Raw genomic sequence first — 20,254 nt, 5'->3', positions numbered from 1 at the left:
CAGGCCCACCTTCGACAGGTGCATGCAGCGTCGGGTAGCGCCGGGCCATGCCCGGCGGCTCTTGTTTCCGGCATCGCACCAACGGCAGCGGGGCATGGCCCCGCTCTACCATTTTTTTAACGCGGCTGGCGGCCACCGGAAACTGTCCGGGGGCCGGGCGGGGGGGGTATGCGGGGCCTTGAGCGGCAGGAGCCGCGAAGAGCTACAAGGACGTACTTGCGCGTGCCCCGCATACCCCACCCGCCCGGCCAACCCCCAGATGCAGCTCGAAAGCCCACCCGCCGCGAGGGGGTTCCACCCGTTCGACCCGCCTACACCCCGCCGGCAAACCCGTGCTGCCGCCACGCCTCGTACATCACCACCGCCACCGTGTTGGACAGGTTGAGACTGCGGTTGTCCGGGCGCATCGGCAGGCGCAGGCGCTGGCCGTCGGGCAGGGCATCCAGCACGTCCTGCGGCAGGCCGCGGCTTTCCGGGCCAAACAGGAAGGCATCGCCATCTTCGAAGGAAACGCTGTCGTAGCGGACGCTGGCGCGGGTGCTCAGCGCGAACAGGCGCCGGGGAGCGATGCGGGCCAATGCGGTGTCCAGGTCCGGATGGACCTGCAGGCGGGAATACTCGTGGTAGTCCAGGCCGGCGCGCTTGAGCTGCTTGTCGTCCAGTGCGAAGCCCAAGGGCTCGACCAGGTGCAGTTGCGCGCCGGTGTTGGCGCAGAGGCGGATGACATTGCCCGTGTTGGGCGGTATTTCAGGTTGGAACAATACGACGTGGAACGTAGGGACCTGGCTCATTGGCGCAGTGTAATGCGCGGCGCGGGTAGATCGCGGCTGGCCGGGCCCTTCCTGTTGAAAGCAGCCCGGCCTTCAGGCCTGTGTCGTCGGGTGGATGGCGGACCGTGGCATGCGGCAATGACTCACGGGCGGATCAGCACAGCGGCGGTTTCCATGGCCAGCGCCTGCAGATCGGCCTGGCTCGGACGCACCTGGACGACCGGCAGGTTGATGATGACGTTGTTGGCGAAGGCCGTAGCGGCGTTGGTCAGCGCGACGGTGTAGTGCTCGGCCTGCAGTTCCGCGGCCAGGGCCACTTTCTGCTCCAGGCTCGGACGCACTTCGACCGCTGCGAGGGTGGTGATCGACGCGGCGGCCGGCATGGCGATGGTGATGCCATCACGGTCGGCGATCTGCTCGGCGCTGGGACGGACCTGCACCGCTGCCAGGGTCGGGATGCTGCTGGCGCGTTCCCAGGTCTGCTGGGCCAGCTGGTCGGCGTCAGGACGAACCTGCACCGTGTCCAAGGTCTTGATGGAAGGGGAAGCCTGCACCGACGAGACAGCTGCGGTACCGGCGATCAGGGCGGCGATGGCGATGGCAAAGGTCTTGGTGTTCATGGCGGGGCCTGTTTAGTGTTGGTGATCAGTGGTGTGGTAGTAAGGTAGTACACCGAATCTGGGCTTGCAAGAACAATTTCGATTTTCTTTCTATTGTTCAGCTAATGGTCAGTTTCGATCTGGTTCGTCCTGTGTCGCACTAAGGACAACGCAAGCCACGTGCCAACTTTTTCTCATTAATTTTCAATTGTTTACATATCCGTCCGGGTGTCCGATGTCCGGACAGGTGTCCGCCCGGCTGGTAACGGACAGGCCGCGCTGTGGCCGACAAGGGCGGCTGATGCGCCGGATTGCGTCGGAATCACTTCCCCTTGTGACCGTTGGCCGGTGCGGGTGTGACCGCGCTCGCGCTAGGATCGGCCTTCATTTAGATGACCAAGGATCAGGAATGACCACCAATCTGCGTCCGCGCGCTGCGCTGCTTGCCGTGGCACTGACTGCCGCCCTCGGTGGCCTGGCGCCCGCGCCGTTGCTGGCCAAGCCGGCTGCCGTCGCCAAGGTGGACATTCCGTTCGAGCAGTTCACCCTGCCCAATGGCCTGCGCGTGGTCGTGCATACCGATCGCAAGGCGCCCATCGTCGCGGTCAATGTCTGGTATCACGTGGGCAGCAAGGACGAGCCCGCTGGCCGCACCGGTTTTGCGCACCTGTTCGAACACCTGATGTTCCAGAGCAGCGAGAACCACGACGGCGAATACTTCGAACCCTTCAAGCAGGTCGGCGCCACCGGCCAGAACGGCACCACCAACACCGACCGCACCAACTACTTCGAGAACGTGCCCACCACCGCGTTGGACATGGCGTTGTGGATGGAGTCCGACCGCATGGGCCACCTGCTCGGCGCGATCGACCAGGCTGCGCTGGACGAGCAGCGCGGCGTGGTGCAGAACGAAAAGCGCCAGGGCGAGAACCAGCCGTATGGCCAGGTCTGGACCCAGCTCAACCGCGCGCTGTACCCGAAGGGCCACCCGTACCACCACAGCGTCATCGGCTCGATGAACGATCTCAACGCGGCATCGCTGGATGACGTGAAAACCTGGTTCCGTACCTGGTACGGGCCGAACAATGCCGTGCTGGTGCTGGCCGGCGATATCGACCTGGCCACCGCCAAGGACAAAGTGGCCAGATACTTCGGCAACATTCCGGCCGGCCCGAGCATGGCCCAGCCGACAGTGGACGTAGCCGCGCGTCCGGCCGACACCCGCGAAGTGATGACCGACAAGGTGCCGCAGGTGCGCATCTACCGTGCATGGAACGTGGCCGAGGTCGGGACGCGCGACGTCGACCAGCTGCAGCTGCTCGCGCAGGTGCTGGGCGGCGCGAAATCCTCACGCCTGGGCAAGCGCCTGGAGCATGAAGAGAAGCTGGTGGACAACGTCAGCGCCGGTGCTTTCACCTCGCAGCTGGGCTCCAATTTCATGGTGATGGCCACGGTGAAGCAGGGCGTGGACCCGGCCAAGGTGGAAGCGATCATCGATGAGGAAATCGAACGCCTGGTCGCCGAAGGCCCCAGCGCTGACGAGCTGGCACGTGCCAAGACCGCATTCCGCGCCGGCTTCATCCGTGGCATCGAACGCATCGGTGGCTTTGGTGGCAAGGCCGACGCCCTGGCCGAATGCACCGTGTACACCGGCGACCCGGGGTGCTTCCGCGAATCGCTGAAGAACATCGACCAGAGCAGCGCCGCCGACCTGCGCACGGTGGGTGGCAAGTGGTTGGCCAAGGGCAGCCACACCCTGGTGGTGGAACCTGGCGAGCGCGTGGCGCTGGAGGAAGAAGCCTCGCAGAGCCCGAAGCCCTTCGAGCTGCCTGCCGTGGACAGCAAGTACAGCACGCTGCCGGCACAGGTGGACCGCAGCACGGGCGTGCCGCAGACCAATCAGTTCCCGGAGTTGAAATTCCCGGAGCTGCAACGTGCCACGTTGAAGAACGGCACCCGGGTGATCCTGGCCGAGCGCCATGAAATTCCGGTGGTGCAGTTCAGTTACCAGTTCCCGGGTGGCTTCAGTGCCGACCAGGACCGCAAGCCGGGCACCGCCAACTTCGCCATGAGCCTGATGACCGAAGGCGCCGGCGACCTGGGCTCATTGGCCTTTGCCGATGCGGCCGACGCGCTGGGCGCAGACCTGGGCGCATCGGCCGGGCTGGACTTCAGCACGGTTGACCTGTCCGCGCTGAAGGAGAACCTGGCACCGTCGCTTGGCCTGTATGCCACGCTGCTGCGCCAGCCGCGCTTCGACCAGTCGGAGATCGACCGGGTCAAGGGCAGCTGGATCGCCGGCATCGCGCAGGAAAAAGCCAACCCGACTGCATCTGCGATGCGCGTGTTGCCGCCGTTGCTGTATGGCAAGGGCCATCCCTATGCGATTCCGTTCACCGGCAGCGGCGACGAGGCGGCCATCGCCAGCCTGACCCGCGACGAGCTGGTGGACTTCCACCGCGACTGGTTGCGCCCGGAAGAGGGCACGCTGATCGTGGTGGGGGACACCACGTTGAAGGAAATCGTGCCGCTGCTGGAACGCCAGCTGGGCGACTGGAAGAGCGAGGGCCCGGCGCCGAAGGTCAAGGCAGCCGTCGACGTGGCGCTGCCCAGCGCACCGCGGGTGTTCCTGATCGACCAGCCGGGTGCGGTGCAGGCCAACCTGTTTGCCGGCCAGGTGGTGCCATCGTCGGTGGATCCGGAGTCGATCCGCTTCGACATCGCCAACGGCGTGCTGGGCGGTGATTTCACCTCGCGGCTGAACATGAACCTGCGCGAAGACAAGCACTGGTCCTATGGGGCACGCAGCAGTGCCAGCAGCACCGTCGGCCAGCGGCCGTGGATGGCGATGGCACCGGTGCAGATCGACAAGACCGGCCCGGCACTGGCGGAAATGCGCAAGGAAATCCTCGAGTTCGCCAACGGTAGCAAGCCGGCCAGCGCCGCCGAGGTGGCACGCATCCGCAACATCCAGACGCTGAGCCTGCCGGGTGCCTATGAGACGGCCAGTTCGGTGCTGGGCACCATCGGCAGCCTGGTGCAGTTCCAGCGCCCGGACGACTACGTGTTCCAGCGCAAGGCCGAGATCGAAACCATGACCCCGGCGCAGGTGCAGCAGGCGGCCGGGGCGATCAAGCCGGAGGCGCTGACCTGGGTGGTGGTGGGTGACCTGAAGCAGACCGAAGCGGCGGTACGCGCGTTGGACCTGGGTGAGGTGAGCATCATCGACGCCGACGGCAAGCCGGTACCGAAGGCGAAGTGATCCGTTGGCAGGTGCCGTCTACTGGCCGGCACCTGCCCGATCCACGCGAGATCCTTCGCATACGCGCGTGATGCGCCCGTGGCGCCGGGCGATGCCCGGCGTGCGCTGCGGCAGGGTTTACTTCGCCGCCGGCGCCGGTTCGTTGACGATCGTTTCCAGGTCCTTCTGCAGGTCCGCGAACAGCGGCTGCATGCGCGACTGGATCGCCACCATCACGTTCTGCATCAACGCCGGGGTCTTGTCGAGCAGGCTCTGCCCGGCGCTGCTCTCGTAGAATTCGGCCATCGCCAGCACGTCTTCCTTGCTGAAGGTCTGTTTGTACAGGTCCACGTACATCGGGCGCAGCTGCTGCCACGACAGTGCCTGGCGCAGGGTCTCGGCAGTGCGTGCCTGGATGCGCTTCAACTGTTCCTGCTTCTGCGGGTCCAACTGGCGCTGCTGCGTGATCTGGTCGAACTGCTGCTGCTGCATCGCCTCGATCTGCGGCAGCATGGCGTCCAGCATGGACTGCGCGCGTGACGCCGACAGCAGCCGGTTGATGTCGCCATCGGTGGGTGGCGCGGCCAGCGCGGGCAGGGAAACAAAGGCAAGCGCCAGCAGCAGGGTGGCGCGGCGCAGGTGGCGGGAAAGGTGGATCATGCGGACGTCCTGTATGAATGATGGTCCCAGCATACCCGCCAAGCTGGCGAAGGCGTCGTGTTGGAGGCCTGATCGCGGTGGAACGACCCGCGATGGCGACAGCCAACCGTCATCGCCTGCCGCTACAATGCGCCCATGGGTACTGGACCGGTCGACATCTCTGCACAGCTTTCGATTCCCGACGATGAAATCGTCGAGCGTTTCGTGCGTGCCAGTGGTGCCGGGGGCCAAAACGTCAACAAGGTATCGACGGCGGTGGAGCTGCGTTTCGACGTGGCCGGTTCACCGTCGTTGTCCGAGCCGTTGCGCGCACGCCTGCTGGCGCGCCGCGACCGGCGCGTGACCGGCGATGGCGTGCTGGTCATCGACGCGCAGCGTTTCCGCACCCAGGACCGCAATCGCGAGGACGCGCGCGAGCGGCTGGCCGAGTTCATCCGTGCCGGGCTGAGCGTGCCCAAGCCACGCAAGGCCACCAAACCAACCTACGGGTCGACCCTGCGTCGCCTGGACGCCAAGAAAGGACGCGCGCAGATCAAGCGCGGCCGCACCACCCGCAACTGGGAGTAAGCCTTGAACCAACCCTCGCCACCGCTGCCGCTTGTGCCGCCGAACATGCCGCAGGTCAAACCGAACGCCTTCATGCGCTGGCTGGCGCGTGGCGCACTGCGCCTGGGGGGCTGGAAGGTAGTGGGCACCATCCCCGACGTACCCAAGCTGGTGATGATCATCGCCCCGCATTCGTCCAACTGGGATGGCTACTGGGGCATGGCGGTGAAGATCGCGTTGGGCCTGCAGGTGCGCGTGCTGGGCAAGGCCTCGTTGTTCTGGTGGCCGCTGGGGCCGTTGCTGCGCCGGCTGGGGGTGATCCCGCTGGATCGCAGTTCGCCGCAGGGCACGGTGGAACAGGCGGTCGGGCTGATCCGCCGCTCGGAAAAGATGTGGTACGCGATCACCCCGGAAGGGACGCGCAAGGCGGTGACGCACTGGAAGGCCGGTTTCCTGAAGATCGCGCGGATGGCCGACGTGCCGGTGCTGGCGGCGTATTTCCATTACCCGGACAAGACGGTCGGTTTCGGCCCGCTGTTCCAGCCCAGTGGCGATGACGCGGCGGACATGGCGGCGATCCGTGAGTGGTATCGCCCGTGGGTAGGCAAGACCCGCGGCACCGTCTGAGCGGCCACAGGCCGCCAGCCCATGCGCCAGTTCCGGCACATGCCGGCACGGCGGCGTGGGAGTAGTCTGGAAGGCTGGCGACCGCTCCTGGTCGCCCCACCAGGAGTCTTTTGCATGTCGCGTACCGTCATCCTGGCCGCCGCCATCAGCTTGGCGCTGGCTGCCTGTTCCGGCAAGGAGCCTACCCCCGTGTCCGAAGCCCAGAATGCGCCGGCGCAGCAGCCGGCCGATGCGTCCACCAATCCGCTGCTGAGTGCCAGCACGCTGCCGTACCAGGCGCCGCCGTTCGACAGGATCCAGGACAGCGATTACCTGCCGGCCTTCAACGAAGGCATGCGCCAGCATCTGGCCGAAGTGCGCGCCATCGCCGACAGCGGCGAGCCGGCCACCTTCGACAACACCATCGTGGCGATGGAGCGCAGCGGCGAAACGTTGAACCGTGTGTCGCGCATCTTCTTCGGGCTGGTGCAGGCCGATACCAACGATGCACGGCAGCAGGTCCAGGAAGAAGTGGCGCCGAAGCTGGCCGCGCACCAGGACGAGATCAACCTCGATCCGAAGCTGTTCGCACGGGTGAAGTCGCTGTATGACCAGCGCGAAACGCTGGACCTGGATCCGGTGCAGAAGCGCCTGGTGGAACACTACTACGACGGCCTGGTACGTTCCGGCGCGCAGCTGTCCGACGCCGACAAGGCCAGCCTGCGCAAGCTCAACGTGGAAGAAACCACGCTGTCCACGCAGTTCCACACCCGCCTGGTTGCAGCCACCGCCGCTGCCGCCGTGGTGGTGGATGACAAGGCCAAGCTGGCCGGCCTGGGCGACGATGCCATTGCCACCGCGGCCGCCGATGCGAGCGCGCGCAAGCTGGAAGGCAAGTTCCTGCTGCCGCTGCAGAACACCACCCAGCAGCCGGTGCTGGGCTCGCTGAGCGACCGCGAACAGCGCGCCGCAGTGCTGGAGGCGTCGGAAACCCGTGCCCAGCGCGGCGATGCCAACGACACCCGGCAGACCATCCAGCGCCTGGCCCAGCTGCGTGCGCAGAAGGCCAAGCTGCTCGGCTTTGCTACCTATGCCGACTACAACCTCGGCGACCAGATGGCCAAGACCCCGGCTGCTGCGCTGAAGCTGCTGACCGACACGGTGCCGGCTGCCACTGCCAAGGCGCGCGCCGAGGCAGGCGAGATCCAGAAGGTCATCGATGCACAGAAGGGCGGCTTCAAGCTGGCCGCATCGGATTGGGATTTCTACGCCGAACAGGTGCGCAAGGCGAAGTACGACCTGGACGAATCGCAGATCAAGCCGTACTTCGAAATGGACAACGTGCTGCAGAACGGCGTCTTCTACGCGGCCACGCAGCTGTATGGCATCACCTTCAAGCCGCGCACCGACATTCCGACCTACAACCCGGACATGAAGGTGTACGAAGTGTTCGACAAGGATGGCACCTCGCTGGCCCTGTTCTACACCGACTACTTCAAGCGTGACAGCAAGTCCGGTGGCGCGTGGATGGACGTGTTCGTCGAACAGGACGGGCTGACCGGTGCCAAGCCGGTGGTCTACAACGTCGCCAACTTCACCAAGCCGGCGGCCGGCCAGCCCGCGCTGCTGAGCTTCGACGACGTCACCACCATGTTCCATGAGTTCGGCCATGCGCTGCACGGCATGTTCTCCAACGTGAAGTACCCGTCGATCGCCGGTACCTCCACCTCGCGTGATTTCGTCGAGTTCCCCTCGCAGTTCAACGAACACTGGGCGCTGGACCCGAAGGTGTTCGCCAACTACGCGAAGAACTACAAGACCGGCGAGCCGATGCCGCAGGCGCTGGTCGACAAGATCCTGAAGGCACGCAGCTTCAACCAGGGCTATGCGACCACCGAGTACCTGTCGGCCGCACTGCTCGACCTGGCCTGGCACACGCAGAAGGCTGATGCGCCGCTGCAGGACGTGGATACCTTCGAAGCCGCCGCGCTGAAGAAGTTCAACGTCGACCTGGCGCAGGTGCCGCCGCGTTACCGCAGCAGCTACTTCGACCACATCTGGGGCGGTGGCTATTCGGCCGGTTATTACGCCTACTTCTGGGCCGAGGTGCTGGACCATGATGCGTTCGCGTGGTTCACCGAACATGGCGGCCTGACCGCTGCCAACGGCCAGGAGTTCCGCGACAAGGTGCTGTCGCGCGGCAACAGCGTGGAGCTGAGCCAGCTCTACCGCGATTTCCGCGGCAAGGACCCGTCGGTGGAACCGCTGCTGGAGTTCCGCGGCCTGAAGTGATGTAACCGGACGGCGGGGGAAACCCCGCCGTTCTGCTTTCCGGCATCGCCGAGCCGCAGCGCCCGTATCGCCTGTATGCCCGTAACGCCTGTAGCGCCGAGCCATGCTCGGCGAGCGCAGCGGCATTCGCCAAGCGCCGCGGCACACCGGTGGCCCATGGCGTAACCCCAACATGGCCGTCCGGCCACGGAACTGTCGGGCTACCCCACTTGTCCAAGCAGTCCAATCCTGTCCCCGAGCATCGCCATGGAAGCCACCGCCCGCCCGCCTTTATCCCAACGTGCCCTGCATTGGCTGAAGAAGGAAGCGCTGCCGTTGCTGGTGATGCTTGGCCTGCTCGCTGCCGCCCGTGACACCCTGGCCAACCACTACGTGGTGCCCAGCGGCTCCATGCAGCCGACGCTGGAGCCAGGTGACCGGGTGGTGGTGGACATGCGCGCCTATGGCCTGCGCCTGCCGTTCACCCAGCACGCGCTGCTGGATGTCGGTGCACCACAGCGTGGCGAAGTGGCGGTGTTCGATTCCCCCGCCGACGGCACCCGCCTGATCAAGCGCGTGGTGGCCGTGGCCGGTGACCGCGTGGACGTGCATGCGGGCCACCTGAGCATCAATGGCCAACCGCTGCAGCTCGATGACGCCGCCGCCGCCGAGCAGTTCGGTACCCGCACCGCCCGGCTGGACCTGGACATGGGCGGCGGCCCGGACGTGGACGGCGTGGTCGTCCCGGCCGGCAAGCTGCTGGTGATGGGTGACCACCGCGGCAACAGCTTCGACGGCCGCTTCTTCGGCTTCGTCGATGCCGACAAGGTGTACGGCAGGGCCGTCGCCATCTACTACCGCCGCGGCGCCGGCTTCGAGTGGTTGCGCCTGTAACCCCGGCGATGCCCGGTATGGCGGGCCATATCCGGTAGTGACGGGCCATGCCCGTCACAGACCCATTTCAACCAGGTCGCAGAACATATCAATCCGTAGCCAACAGGTTATGGATCGACTTGATAACCGGGTCTAACCTAGCCCCGTCCCCACACCCCCGGCCACCCCCACGGCCGCAACGATCCCATGAACGGCGATACCGCGGCCGCCATCGAGCGCCGCATTCCCTCCGGCCAGGCAGCGCCAGCCGCAGCACCAGCAACCCATATCGAACAGGGCACCCCGGCATTCCGACGCACCGCCGTGGCCTTGTTCCTGGCCGGTTTCTCCACCTTCGGGCTGCTGTATACGGTGCAGCCGCTGCTGCCGGAATTCAGCCGCCACTTCGGCGTGTCCGCCGCCAACAGCGCGTTGGCGCTGTCGCTCAGCACCGGCCTGCTGGCGGTGATGATGCTGCTGGCCGGATTGGTCTCCGACCGCGTCGGTCGCCGCAACGTGATGATTACCGCGCTGCTGGCATCCACCGTGCTGTCAGCCGCCAGTGCGCTGGTCAGCGACTGGACCACCCTGTTGGTGCTGCGCGCGCTGCTGGGCATTGCCTTGAGCGGTGTGCCTGCGGTGGCCATGACCTATCTGGTAGAGGAAATGGACAGCCGCGCGATGGGCCTGGCGATGGGCCTGTACATCGGCGGCAACGCAGTGGGTGGCATGAGCGGGCGGTTGATCGCCGGCATCGTCGCCGACCATTGGGGGTGGCGCTGGGGCATCGGTGTGGTATCGATCATCGCCGTCGCTAGCACCCTGCTGCTATGGATACAGCTGCCACCGTCGCGTCATTTCCAGAGCCGTCGCGGCGGCCTGCGCCAACTGCCTTCGCGCTGGCGCCAGTTGTTCGCAGATCCTGGCCTGCCGTGGCTGTTCGCCACCGCCTTCCTGCTGATGGGCGTGTTCGTCACCCTTTACAACTATCTCGGCTACCACCTGCTGGCACCCCCGTACCGGCTCAGCCAGACCGTGGTCGGGCTGATCTTCAGCGTGTATCTGGTGGGCACCTTCAGCTCCGCATGGATGGGCCAGCAGGCGATCCGCCATGGCCGTGGTCGCGTGCTGTCGATCTGTTACGCGCTGATCGTGGCAGGCATCGTGTTGTTGGCGATGCCGTGGCTGTGGACGATGGCGATCGGCATCGCGCTGGTGACGTTCGGCTTCTTCGGTGGGCATTCGGTGGCCAGCAGTTGGGTCGGCAGCCGTGCCGGATCGATTCGCGCCGAAGCCTCCGCGCTCTATCTGTTCGCGTACTACCTGGGCTCCAGCGTGCTGGGTGCCATCGGTGGCCTTGCCTACACCGCATGGGACTGGCTGGGCGTATGCCTTTTCACCGGCATGTTGACGCTGGTCGGCGCCGGCATCGCCTGGAGCCTGTGGCGTAGCGCCGAGCCACGCCCGGAATCTCAGTAGCGCCGAGCCATGCTCGGCGAGCGCAGCGGCACCGGCACATCCGCCGGGCATGGCCCGGCGCTACCAGTGCTCGCGCCGGCGGCTGCCATCATCAGCGGCGCCGAGCCATGCTGGGAATCTCAGTAGCGCCGAGCCATGCTCGGCGAGCGCAGCGGCACCGGTACATCCGCCGGGCATGGCCCGGCGCTACCAGTGCTCGCGCCGGCGGCTGCCATCATCAGCGGCGCCGAGCCATGCTGGGAATCTCAGTAGCGCCGAGCCATGCTCGGCGAGCGCAGCGGCACCGGTACATCCGCCGGGCATGGCCCGGCGCTACAAATGCTCGCGCCAGCGGCCGCCATCGATGTTCAAGGCCGAGCAAATTCCGCCTGCAGCAACGCAGTGAAGTTCCGGATCAACGGCGTCACGCCTTCCCGTCGCCATGCCAGTTGCACTTCGGAATGCGCGCCACGGTCAGCCAGCGCGACGAAGCATGCGCCCTCGATCTGTATGTGGCTACACGACGAGGGCAGGATGGCCGCGCCCAGCCCGGCCGCTGCCAGGCTGATCAGGGTCGACGCCTCGCCGGCTTCCTGCACGATGCGCGGGGTAAACCCCGCCGCTGCACACAACGCAATCATCTGGTCGTGGATGCCTGCACCGACGCTGCGGTGGAACCCCACGAAGGGCCCATGCGCGAACTGTTTCAGCGCCAGCACGGTAGTCGCAGGATCGCGTCCGCGCAGCGCGGGGTGATCGCGATGCAGCACCAGTGCAAGCGGATCGGTGAACAGGCTATGCGCCACCAGCTCTGGCGGCAGCACGCGCTTGCGGATGATGCCCACGTCCAGCGCGTTCTCCAGCAACGCATCGATCTGCTGCAGGGTATTCATCTCGCGCAGCTGCAGCCGTACCTGCGGGAAGCGTTCGCGGTAACCGAAAATCGCCCGTGGAATCTGCGGCACCAGCGGCGTGGCGCGGGTCAGCCCGATGTGCAGCTCGCCAATTTCCCCGCGCTGTACGCGCTGCACTTCGTCCACCGTCACATCCACCTGTTGCAGGATCGCGCGCGCCTTCTGCTGCAGCAGCGCGCCGGCCTCGGTGAGCTGCACGCGACGGTGGCTGCGCACGAACAACTGCGCGCCAATCAGGTATTCGAGCTGGCGGATCTGCTGGCTGAGCGGCGGTTGCGACATGCCCAGCCGCTCGGCGGCCTGGCCGAAGTGCAGCGTGTCAGCTACGGCGAGGAAGTAACGGAGATGGCGGAGCTCGACGGACATGGATGGATTGTAGGGAAGGACGGTGCATAAGGAAGGATCTAGTCCCGCAGTCCACTTGACTGGGATGGACATATGGTGAATGTTCGGCCAGCCATCAACAGGGGATAGCAAGGATGCTGGACAGGATGTCGGGCCGCCATGTCGCGGCCAGGGGATTTGGGCGCGTGGCATTGGTCACGTGCTGGCTGGCAGCGGCATCGGGGTGGCCAGCGGCCAAGCGATGCAGCCTTATCAGGAATATGACAAGCGCCTGCGCACGGCCGAACAGGTGGGCGCGCTGACGTCGGACCTGTTTGGCGATGCGGTCAATATATTCGACCAGAGCGTTGCCTTCGAACAGATCGACATCGACATTCCCGGCACCAACGCCTTGCCGGTGAAGTTGAATCCCCCTCAAAATGTTCCAGAGGGAATGAGGGTTCGCGTTATGCCCCCGACTCAGCAGTACCCTAATGGGTATTGGAGGCTGGAAAAGCCGATGCCACAAGGTGGACATCAAGGAATTAACCCCTCAACGATGAAGCCTGGCCCGCAGCATGAGACCCATGTCCTGTTGCCTCCTAAGCCGCCAGAGACTTGATATATGCATCCATTACCTAAAGATTTTGATTCCTCCATTCTCGTGGGCAGAACCATCGAGAGTATTTGCTACGCCGAATATCAAGTGAGCCTGTATTTCTCTGGCGAGCTGACTCTTCAGATAGAGAGTGGATATGAATTGCACGGCTCGGATGGGTTTATTGAGAGTGTCAGTTCTTTTCCCGTCGCGGCTTCTTCGCTTATGAGTGTTATTGGTGATGAGGTGGAATCAGCCGAATTTAAGCGGGTGAGTGGCAATATGGTTATTTGCTTCAACAGGGGGGCATCACTTCATTTGAGAGGCGATGTAGGTCAGTACGAGTCCTACAGGCTGACCTCGAAAAGCATGGACATCATCGTTTGATGCGTCGTAGTACCAGCGTAGCGGCGTTGTCAGGTTGACTTACTGACCGCCCATGACGCACAAGGTGTGGCGTTCGCTCAGAACCCGCGTTGGCTCATGCGATGGTGGTAATCGTGATCTCATGCCATGCGCCGCGAGGCCTGCATGGCGCGAGCGGTGAACGCATCGAGGCTGTCGCCGCCGTGTTGTCGTAGCCACGCGCCGCCGGCGTCCTGCGCGTCGGCCAGGAATGATGGGGTAGAGGTAGGGTTTGGTAGGAATGATAACCAGCTATCGGATGCGTTCAGGCATGTCGAAGCAGCTGACTTCAATCGTGAAGCAGTGCAAAAACCGGTTATATCGGATCTCCGATCAACTGCATCAAAACTTCAGGACGGAAGTCCGTTGAATCAGACTATTACGGTGAGTGGAAGAGATGTAACCTGCACCGCATATAGGCTTCAGGACGGGACTGTCAATGTCGGACGAATCACGACTCCATGATCATGAATGTAGACGCTTTCTTGATCCTGAAGAAAAAGGGCTTGTAACTGTGTTGATTGATAAGGCGGGGCAGTTGAATTTGCCGACTGGCTGGTTGGATCGAGTGCAGGTAATTCCGCTCGACGATGGTGGAATGGGAAGCTTGCGCTTCCTGCCTTTGATGAAGAGGGAAAGGCGAATGGGGAGGCAAGCAGCGGAAGTCTGTTTTGTTGATGACGACGGGGTGGGCGTGATCGTGACATTGAATCTGGATGAGGATGACTTTCCATTTGAGCTTGATGTCTGGAAGACTAATTTTCAGCCTCTGGTTCATGGATTGAAGGTGCCGTAACCATGGGCCAGATCAGAGCGAGAGCGAATCCTTTCGACGTATGGCCGCATCCATCCGACGAAGAGGCGACGGGGGAACCGTATAAGGAAGAGTGTCGTGGCTATGCCGCGAAATGAGATGTGATACCGATTTGCCCCGGCATATGCGGGTCCACCTGCAGCTCGCTCACCCACCTCGCAGCACACGCTCGGCCGACAGCGCCAGCCCCTGGCTGGCCAGCAGCAGCCCGTCGGCCAGATGCGGGCTTCCCAGCCATGTATCAGCGCCTTCGATGAGGTTCTTCTGCGCGCGCTGCAGGATTTCCAGCGTTGCGCCCAGGCCCACCAGCATGCGCAACGCAGACGTTACGGCATCGCGGTGGATGGAAGGCAGGGTCGCCTGTTCCAGCTTCATCCGTTCCAGTGCCAGATGCACCGTGTCCTCTGCCGAGGGCAGGGGCATTCCGTAAATTTCCAGCATCCGCTCAAGCTTCATGGCGAAATCGCGGGGAAGGTCGTACATCGCATCGCCGATCAGCGAGTGCAGGCGTGGCCTGCTCATGGAATAGTGGGACATGGCTCAACCTCGTGGCAGGGTGAGCCACCCGTGCCGGGCACAGGGTGGCGGACGATGCGGGTTGGCATACCGGTGCTTACAGCGGAAAAACCGGCGGATTGGGAATCCCCACGCATCGCCCGCCGTATGACCGGCAAGGCAATGCATTCTCCGCCGTGCCCAAGGGGCGACAACAGAGCTATCCCACTGTAAGCAATCAGGATGCCAATCCCGGCTGACGCATGTGTGTGCCAGCGACATCATCGTGCGCAGGCTGCACGCCGGTGGTCCATGAGGAAATCTGTGTTTTGTTCGGACGTGGGTGGGATACGGCAGACGGCGTGAAGCGCGTGATGAGCAACGCTCGTCATCCACCAGGTGCGGTGGCGCGTCAGCGTTCCGAGTGCCCGCTCTGGTCGTACTCGCGCGGTGAGAACAGTTCTGGCTGGATCATTTCCACGAAGGCCCGCGCCTGCGCCGACAGCACCTTGCCACGCCGCACGATCACGCCGTAGCTGCGCTCCGGGAACCATTCGCGCATCGAACGGGCCACCAGCTTGCCCGGGTCGGCGTCGTTCAGGCACAGCGCCGGCACGATGGAAATGCCCATGCCCATCGCCACGTACTGTTTGATCACTTCCCAGCCGCCCACTTCCAGCGCGACGGTGTACGGCAGCCGGTGGCGCTGGAATACCTGGTCCACCAGCCGGTAGGTGATCTGCCGTTTCGGCGGCAACACCAACGGGTGCTGCGAGATCGCTTCCAGGCCAAGCGGGCCATGCGCCAACGGGTGGTCGTGCGGGGTGATCAGCATCTGCTCGAAGCGGTAGGCCGGCGCATAGGTCAGGTCGGCCGGCACGTCGGTCATCGATCCCACCGCCAGGTCGGCGGCGTCCTCGCGCAGCAGGTCGGTGCCGTCGGCGCTGATGGCGTTGTGCAGGGTCAGGCGCACGTCCGGATGGACCTGTCGGAAGCGCTCCACGATGCGCGGCAGCAGGTACAGGATGGTGGAACTGTTGGCGGCGATGTTCAGTTCGCCCGCGTCCAGTCCCCGCACCTTGTCGCGGAAGCGCGCCTCCAGCCCGTCCAGGTCTTCCACCAGCGACTGGGCCATTTCGAACAGCAGCTGGCCCTCGCGGCTGGGCACCAGGCGGCGCCCGCTGCGCTCGAACAACACCACGCCCAGCTCCCGTTCCAGCGCCTGCAATTGCTGGCTGATGGCCGGTTGGCTGACGAAAAGTGCCTCAGCGGCCCGTGAGACAGAGCCCAGCCGGACCGTCTGGCAGAATGCGCGCAGCGGCTTCAGCCGGTCGGATTTGTAGGAAAAACGGGGACTTGGCGTTGGGCGTGTGGGCATGATGTAACGAGTATAAGCACATCTTATTCAACGCATTGCAATAACTGCTTTGTCAAATACATGGCTGGAGAAGCACGGTAGGGGCGTCCCTCGATGCTGGAGTGTCCCCGATGTCCGCCGTTGCTTCTGCCATTCCGTCGCCGTCCGCCAAGCCCACCCCTGGAATTTCCCTGACCACCCAGTTGGCCGGCCAATCCACGCTGTTGCCGGCACCGCTGCTGGCCCTGCTGGTGTCGCTGCACCGGGCGGTGGAACCCGGTCGCCAGGCCCGGCTGAAGGCGCGCGTGCAGCGCCAGGCTTTCTTCGACCAGGGCGGCCTGCCGGACTTCCGCACCGACACCGCGCCGATCCGCGCCGATGACTGGAAGGTGGCCCCGGTGCCGGCCGCGCTGCAGGACCGCCGGGTGGAGATCACCGGGCCGACCGACCCGAAGATGGTCATCAATGCGCTGAACTCGGGTGCCAAGGTGTTCATGGCTGACTTCGAGGATGCCACCGCACCCACCTGGCGCAATTTGTTGGCCGGCCAGCAGGCGCTGCGGGCGGCGGTGCGCGGTGACCTGCAGTTCACCGCACCGGCCAGCAACGGCAAGCCGGGCAAGCACTATGCGCTGCGCCCGTTCGAGGAGCAGGCGGTACTGATCGTGCGTCCGCGCGGTTGGCACCTGGACGAGAAGCACGTGCTGGTGGATGGCCAGCGCCTGGCCGGCGGCCTGTTCGACGCGGCGGTGTTCGCTTTCCACAATGCCCGCGCACTGCAGGCCAGGGACCGCGGCCCGTACTTCTACCTGCCCAAGCTGCAGAGCATGGAAGAAGCTGCGCTGTGGGAGACCGCGCTGTCGCACATCGAGGGCATGCTCGGCCTGCCGCACGGGCAGATCAAGGTCACCGTGCTGATCGAAACGCTGCCGGCCGTGTTCGAAATGGACGAGATCCTGCATGCGCTGCGCGACCGCATCGTCGGCCTGAACTGCGGGCGCTGGGATTACATCTTCTCGTACCTGAAAACCTTCCGCCGCCATGCGGACAAGGTGCTGCCCGAGCGCGGCCAGGTGACCATGACCCAGCCGTTCCTGAAGGCCTATTCGGAGCTGCTGATCCAGACCTGCCACCGCCGTGGTGCGCATGCGATGGGCGGCATGGCCGCGCAGATCCCGATCGGCCACGATGCTGCTGCCAACGAGCAGGCGATGGCGCGGGTACGTGCGGACAAGCTGCGCGAAGTGAGCGCCGGCCACGATGGCACCTGGGTCGCACACCCGGCGCTGATCCCGGTGGCGATGGCGATCTTCGACGAACACATGCCCGGCCCGAACCAGCAGCACGTGCTGCGCCAGGACGTGCGCGTGGACCGCGACCAGCTGATCGAGCGGCCGCCGGGTTCGATCACCCGCGGCGGTTTCGAAGGCAACGTGGAAGTGTGCGTGCGCTACCTGGCGGCGTGGCTGGACGGCAATGGCTGCGTGCCGATCCACAACCTGATGGAAGACGCCGCTACTGCCGAGATCAGCCGCAGCCAGCTGTGGCAGTGGCTGCATACGCCGGGCCAGCAGCTGGACGACGGCACCGCCATCGACGCTGCGCTGCTGGACCACACCCTGGCGCAGCTGCCGGCCCGCCTGGGCGACCGCGCGGCGTTGCCGGGCGGTGGCCGCGTGGAGGAAGCCATCGCGCTGCTGGCCGAACTGAGCCGCGCCGATGAGCTGGATGACTTCCTGACCCTGCCGGCGTACGCACGCATCGACTGACGCCTGCACCGAACCGTTTCTTTTCCCGCTGTAGCACCACGAACTGGAGATAGACATGAGCAAGCTGCCCACTGCCGAACAGATCCAGCACGACTGGGACACCAACCCCCGCTGGCAGGGTATCGAACGCAATTACACCGCCGCCGACGTGGTGCGCCTGCGCGGCACCGTGCACGTGGAGCATTCGCTGGCCAAGCTGGGTGCGGAGAAGCTGTGGGGCTACCTGCGGGAAAAAGAGTTCGTCAACGCGCTGGGGGCGCTGACCGGCAACCAGGCCATGCAGCAGGTGAAGGCGGGCTTGAATGCGATCTACCTGTCGGGCTGGCAGGTGGCCGCCGACGCCAACCTGGCCGGCCAGATGTACCCGGACCAGTCGCTGTACCCTGCCGATTCGGTGCCGGCGGTGGTCAAGCGCATCAACAACACCCTGCTGCGCGCCGACCAGCTGCACCATGCCGAAGGCAAGGATGAAATCGACTTCCTGCAGCCCATCGTGGCCGACGCCGAGGCGGGTTTCGGCGGCGTACTCAACGCCTTCGAGCTGATGAAGGCGATGATCGAGGCCGGTGCCGCCGGCGTGCATTTCGAAGACCAGCTGGCATCGGTGAAGAAGTGTGGCCACATGGGCGGCAAGGTGCTGGTGCCTACCCGCGAGGCGGTGGAGAAGCTGAACGCTGCGCGGCTGGCCGCCGACGTGATGGGCGTGCCGACCCTGCTGGTGGCGCGCACCGACGCCGAAGCGGCGGACCTGCTGACCAGCGACATCGACCCGAACGACCAGTCGTTCGCCACGGGCGAGCGCACCCCGGAAGGCTTCTATCGCACCCGCAATGGCCTGGACCAGGCGATCAGCCGCGGCCTGGCCTATGCGCCCTATGCCGACCTGATCTGGTGCGAAACCGGCAAGCCGGACCTGGAGTTCGCCCGGAAATTCGCCGAGGCGATCCACGCGAAGTTCCCGGGCAAGCTGCTGGCCTACAACTGCTCGCCCAGCTTCAACTGGAAGAAGAACCTGGACGACGCCACCATCGCCAGGTTCCAGAAGGAGATCGCCCGCTACGGCTACAAGTTCCAGTTCATCACCCTGGCCGGTTTCCATGCCCTGAACTACTCGATGTTCAACCTGGCGCACGGGTACGCGCGCCGCCAGATGAGCGCCTTCGTGGAACTGCAGGAGGCAGAGTTCGCCGCTGCGGACCGCGGGTTCACCGCGGTCAAGCACCAGCGCGAGGTCGGCACCGGGTATTTCGACGCGGTGACCCAGGCCATCCAGCAGGGCCAGTCGTCGACCACCGCGCTGACCGGATCCACCGAAGAGGAGCAGTTCAGCGCCGGCCGCGCTGCCTGAAGCCGGACAGGGGCCAGATCCCTTCTGCAGGCGGGAAAGGGATCTGGCCCCGGCCGCCTCGATCGACAAAAAATGAGACGCGACGCACAGTTTAGGGCGGTGCTATGCTCCGCCCCTGAGAAGGCATGATCTGGTCAGCGGGGCAGGGGAATGATCGGCAGGGGCGCGGCCGCTGATGGGTGCGAACCGGCAGGCATCGCCACTACGGCGATGGCTGGGATCGTGCATGCCCTGTTGAGCCCCGATGAGATCGGACTGTTCTCCGGATTCGCCCAGCGGCGCAACCTGCAGCAGGGCGATTGCCTGTTTCGCCGCGGGGACCGTGGCAGCAGCATGTTCGTCATCACCAGCGGCCACGTCGAGCTGGATTTCGGCGAAGACCTGGTCATCAAGCGGCTGGGCATAAACGAATTCTTCGGTGAGCTGGGGTTGCTGATCGGCGACCACCTGCGCAGTGCCGACGCGCACGCTGGCCAGGATACCGAGGTGCTGGAACTGGGCCACGCGGACTTCCACCGGCTGGTAGAGGCCGAACCCGTACTGGTGGCGTACTTCCTGCGCCGTTCCATCATGCGCGTGGTCAGCAACGAGCAGATGCTGATCGGCCAGCTGCGTCGTCGCAACCATGACCTGGAAGCGGCGCTGGACAACCTGTATGTCACTACCCACCAGCTCAGCCATACACGCGAACTGGTGCGCACTGATGAACTGACCGGCCTGCACAACCGTCGCGGCCTGGCGCTGTACCTGCAGGAATGCCGCGCGCAGGAGGATGGTCCGGCGCAGGGGCTGCTGCTGATCGACTGCGACCGCTTCAAGCAGGTCAACGACCAGTTCGGCCACCTGGCCGGCGACCGCGTGCTGCAGAGCGTGGCCAACATCCTGCGTTCGATGGCGGGCGCTGACGACCTCGCCTGCCGCCTGGGGGGGGATGAGTTCTGCCTGTTGCTGCGCCGGGCCAACGCAGCCATCGTCCAGCACGCCGCCGAGTTCGTGCTCAGCGCAGTGCACGGGTTGCTCGAGCGCAGCCATGGCATGCCGCAGGTCTGCCACCTGAGCATCGGGGCCAGCCTGCTGCAGGCCGACGCGGACTGGAGTGAGTGGTATGCCAATGCGGACCGCGCGCTGTACCAGGCCAAGCGCGGTGGCGGCGATCGCTTGTGCTGGCCGCATGATGTAACCGAAATCCACTAGGCGGAGGCGAGC

Annotated in this window: 18 protein-coding genes; 12 read left to right on the top strand and 6 right to left on the bottom strand. The window is 64.9% G+C overall.

Translation table 11 applies throughout. The features are described from left to right. Positions 1-311: 311 nt before the first annotated feature. Positions 312-791, bottom strand: coding sequence for a tRNA (cytidine(34)-2'-O)-methyltransferase (locus tag H4O11_RS18150; protein WP_182342001.1), 480 nt, complete (start codon positions 789-791; stop codon positions 312-314). 122 nt (positions 792-913) lie between these two features. Continuing rightward, the gene (locus H4O11_RS18145) at positions 914-1,390 is read right to left on the bottom strand and encodes an XAC0231 family protein (protein ID WP_182341998.1); all 477 of its coding nucleotides are present in this window, start codon (positions 1,388-1,390) and stop codon (positions 914-916) included. Between the two features lie 388 nt (positions 1,391-1,778). On the opposite strand from H4O11_RS18145, the gene H4O11_RS18140 reads away from it, so the two are divergent. Beyond that, entirely contained in the window at positions 1,779-4,631 is a 2,853-nt protein-coding gene (locus H4O11_RS18140; protein WP_182341995.1) for a M16 family metallopeptidase, read from the top strand. Positions 4,632-4,748: 117 nt separating this feature from the next. On the opposite strand, the gene H4O11_RS18135 is transcribed toward H4O11_RS18140, so the two are convergent. After that, positions 4,749-5,270 carry a DUF2059 domain-containing protein gene (locus H4O11_RS18135; RefSeq protein ID WP_425506090.1) on the bottom strand — a complete coding sequence of 174 codons (522 nt, stop codon included), beginning with the start codon at positions 5,268-5,270 and terminating at the stop codon, positions 4,749-4,751. A gap of 135 nt (positions 5,271-5,405) precedes the next feature. Between H4O11_RS18135 and arfB the strand changes: the two genes are divergently transcribed. The 5 genes from arfB (at position 5,406) to H4O11_RS18110 (ending at position 11,045) form a co-directional block, all read left to right on the top strand. Continuing rightward, positions 5,406-5,837 (top strand): alternative ribosome rescue aminoacyl-tRNA hydrolase ArfB, encoded by a 432-nt coding sequence (gene arfB / locus H4O11_RS18130; RefSeq protein WP_182341989.1) that lies wholly within the window; start codon positions 5,406-5,408, stop codon positions 5,835-5,837. A gap of 3 nt (positions 5,838-5,840) precedes the next feature. After that, complete coding sequence (locus H4O11_RS18125; protein WP_425506089.1) at positions 5,841-6,443, top strand: lysophospholipid acyltransferase family protein; 603 nt, start codon at positions 5,841-5,843, stop codon at positions 6,441-6,443. Between the two features lie 114 nt (positions 6,444-6,557). Beyond that, positions 6,558-8,714: a peptidyl-dipeptidase Dcp gene (gene dcp, locus H4O11_RS18120; RefSeq protein ID WP_182341986.1), complete on the top strand. Its 2,157-nt coding sequence runs from the start codon at positions 6,558-6,560 to the stop codon at positions 8,712-8,714. Positions 8,715-8,960: 246 nt separating this feature from the next. Then, positions 8,961-9,587, top strand: coding sequence for a signal peptidase I (lepB, locus tag H4O11_RS18115; protein WP_182341983.1), 627 nt, complete (start codon positions 8,961-8,963; stop codon positions 9,585-9,587). Positions 9,588-9,773: 186 nt separating this feature from the next. Further along, positions 9,774-11,045, top strand: coding sequence for an MFS transporter (locus tag H4O11_RS18110; protein WP_182341980.1), 1,272 nt, complete (start codon positions 9,774-9,776; stop codon positions 11,043-11,045). Positions 11,046-11,392: 347 nt separating this feature from the next. Here H4O11_RS18110 and H4O11_RS18105 read toward each other — a convergent pair whose 3' ends face one another. Next, positions 11,393-12,304 carry a LysR family transcriptional regulator gene (locus H4O11_RS18105; protein ID WP_182341977.1) on the bottom strand — a complete coding sequence of 304 codons (912 nt, stop codon included), beginning with the start codon at positions 12,302-12,304 and terminating at the stop codon, positions 11,393-11,395. Positions 12,305-12,383: 79 nt separating this feature from the next. Between H4O11_RS18105 and H4O11_RS18100 the strand changes: the two genes are divergently transcribed. The 3 genes from H4O11_RS18100 to H4O11_RS18090 all read left to right on the top strand — a co-directional run bounded on the left by H4O11_RS18100 (position 12,384) and on the right by H4O11_RS18090 (position 14,061). Next, positions 12,384-12,884 (top strand): hypothetical protein, encoded by a 501-nt coding sequence (locus tag H4O11_RS18100; protein WP_182341974.1) that lies wholly within the window; start codon positions 12,384-12,386, stop codon positions 12,882-12,884. A gap of 3 nt (positions 12,885-12,887) precedes the next feature. Further along, entirely contained in the window at positions 12,888-13,247 is a 360-nt protein-coding gene (locus tag H4O11_RS18095) for a DUF6188 family protein (RefSeq protein WP_182341971.1), read from the top strand. A 457-nt stretch (positions 13,248-13,704) separates the two neighbouring features. Continuing rightward, positions 13,705-14,061: a DUF6984 family protein gene (locus H4O11_RS18090; RefSeq protein WP_182341968.1), complete on the top strand. Its 357-nt coding sequence runs from the start codon at positions 13,705-13,707 to the stop codon at positions 14,059-14,061. 165 nt (positions 14,062-14,226) lie between these two features. Here the strand turns inward: H4O11_RS18090 and H4O11_RS18085 are convergent, their stop codons facing one another. Further along, positions 14,227-14,616, bottom strand: a complete 390-nt coding sequence (locus H4O11_RS18085) for a hypothetical protein (RefSeq protein WP_182341965.1) — start codon at positions 14,614-14,616, stop codon at positions 14,227-14,229. 370 nt (positions 14,617-14,986) lie between these two features. Continuing rightward, on the bottom strand, positions 14,987-15,952 hold the full coding sequence (locus H4O11_RS18080) for a LysR family transcriptional regulator (RefSeq protein WP_182341962.1): 966 nt from the start codon (positions 15,950-15,952) through the stop codon (positions 14,987-14,989). 110 nt (positions 15,953-16,062) lie between these two features. Between H4O11_RS18080 and aceB the strand changes: the two genes are divergently transcribed. The 3 genes from aceB to H4O11_RS18065 all read left to right on the top strand — a co-directional run bounded on the left by aceB (position 16,063) and on the right by H4O11_RS18065 (position 20,242). Further along, positions 16,063-17,700: a malate synthase A gene (gene aceB, locus H4O11_RS18075; protein ID WP_182341959.1), complete on the top strand. Its 1,638-nt coding sequence runs from the start codon at positions 16,063-16,065 to the stop codon at positions 17,698-17,700. 55 nt (positions 17,701-17,755) lie between these two features. Further along, positions 17,756-19,048: an isocitrate lyase gene (gene aceA, locus H4O11_RS18070; protein ID WP_182341956.1), complete on the top strand. Its 1,293-nt coding sequence runs from the start codon at positions 17,756-17,758 to the stop codon at positions 19,046-19,048. Between the two features lie 150 nt (positions 19,049-19,198). Next, positions 19,199-20,242, top strand: a complete 1,044-nt coding sequence (locus H4O11_RS18065; protein ID WP_182341953.1) for a GGDEF domain-containing protein — start codon at positions 19,199-19,201, stop codon at positions 20,240-20,242. Positions 20,243-20,254: the final 12 nt, after the last annotated feature.

This window comes from Stenotrophomonas tumulicola (assembly GCF_014117215.1).
Classification (GTDB): domain Bacteria; phylum Pseudomonadota; class Gammaproteobacteria; order Xanthomonadales; family Xanthomonadaceae; genus Stenotrophomonas; species Stenotrophomonas tumulicola.
This window is presented reverse-complemented; position numbering and strand designations above follow the sequence as displayed.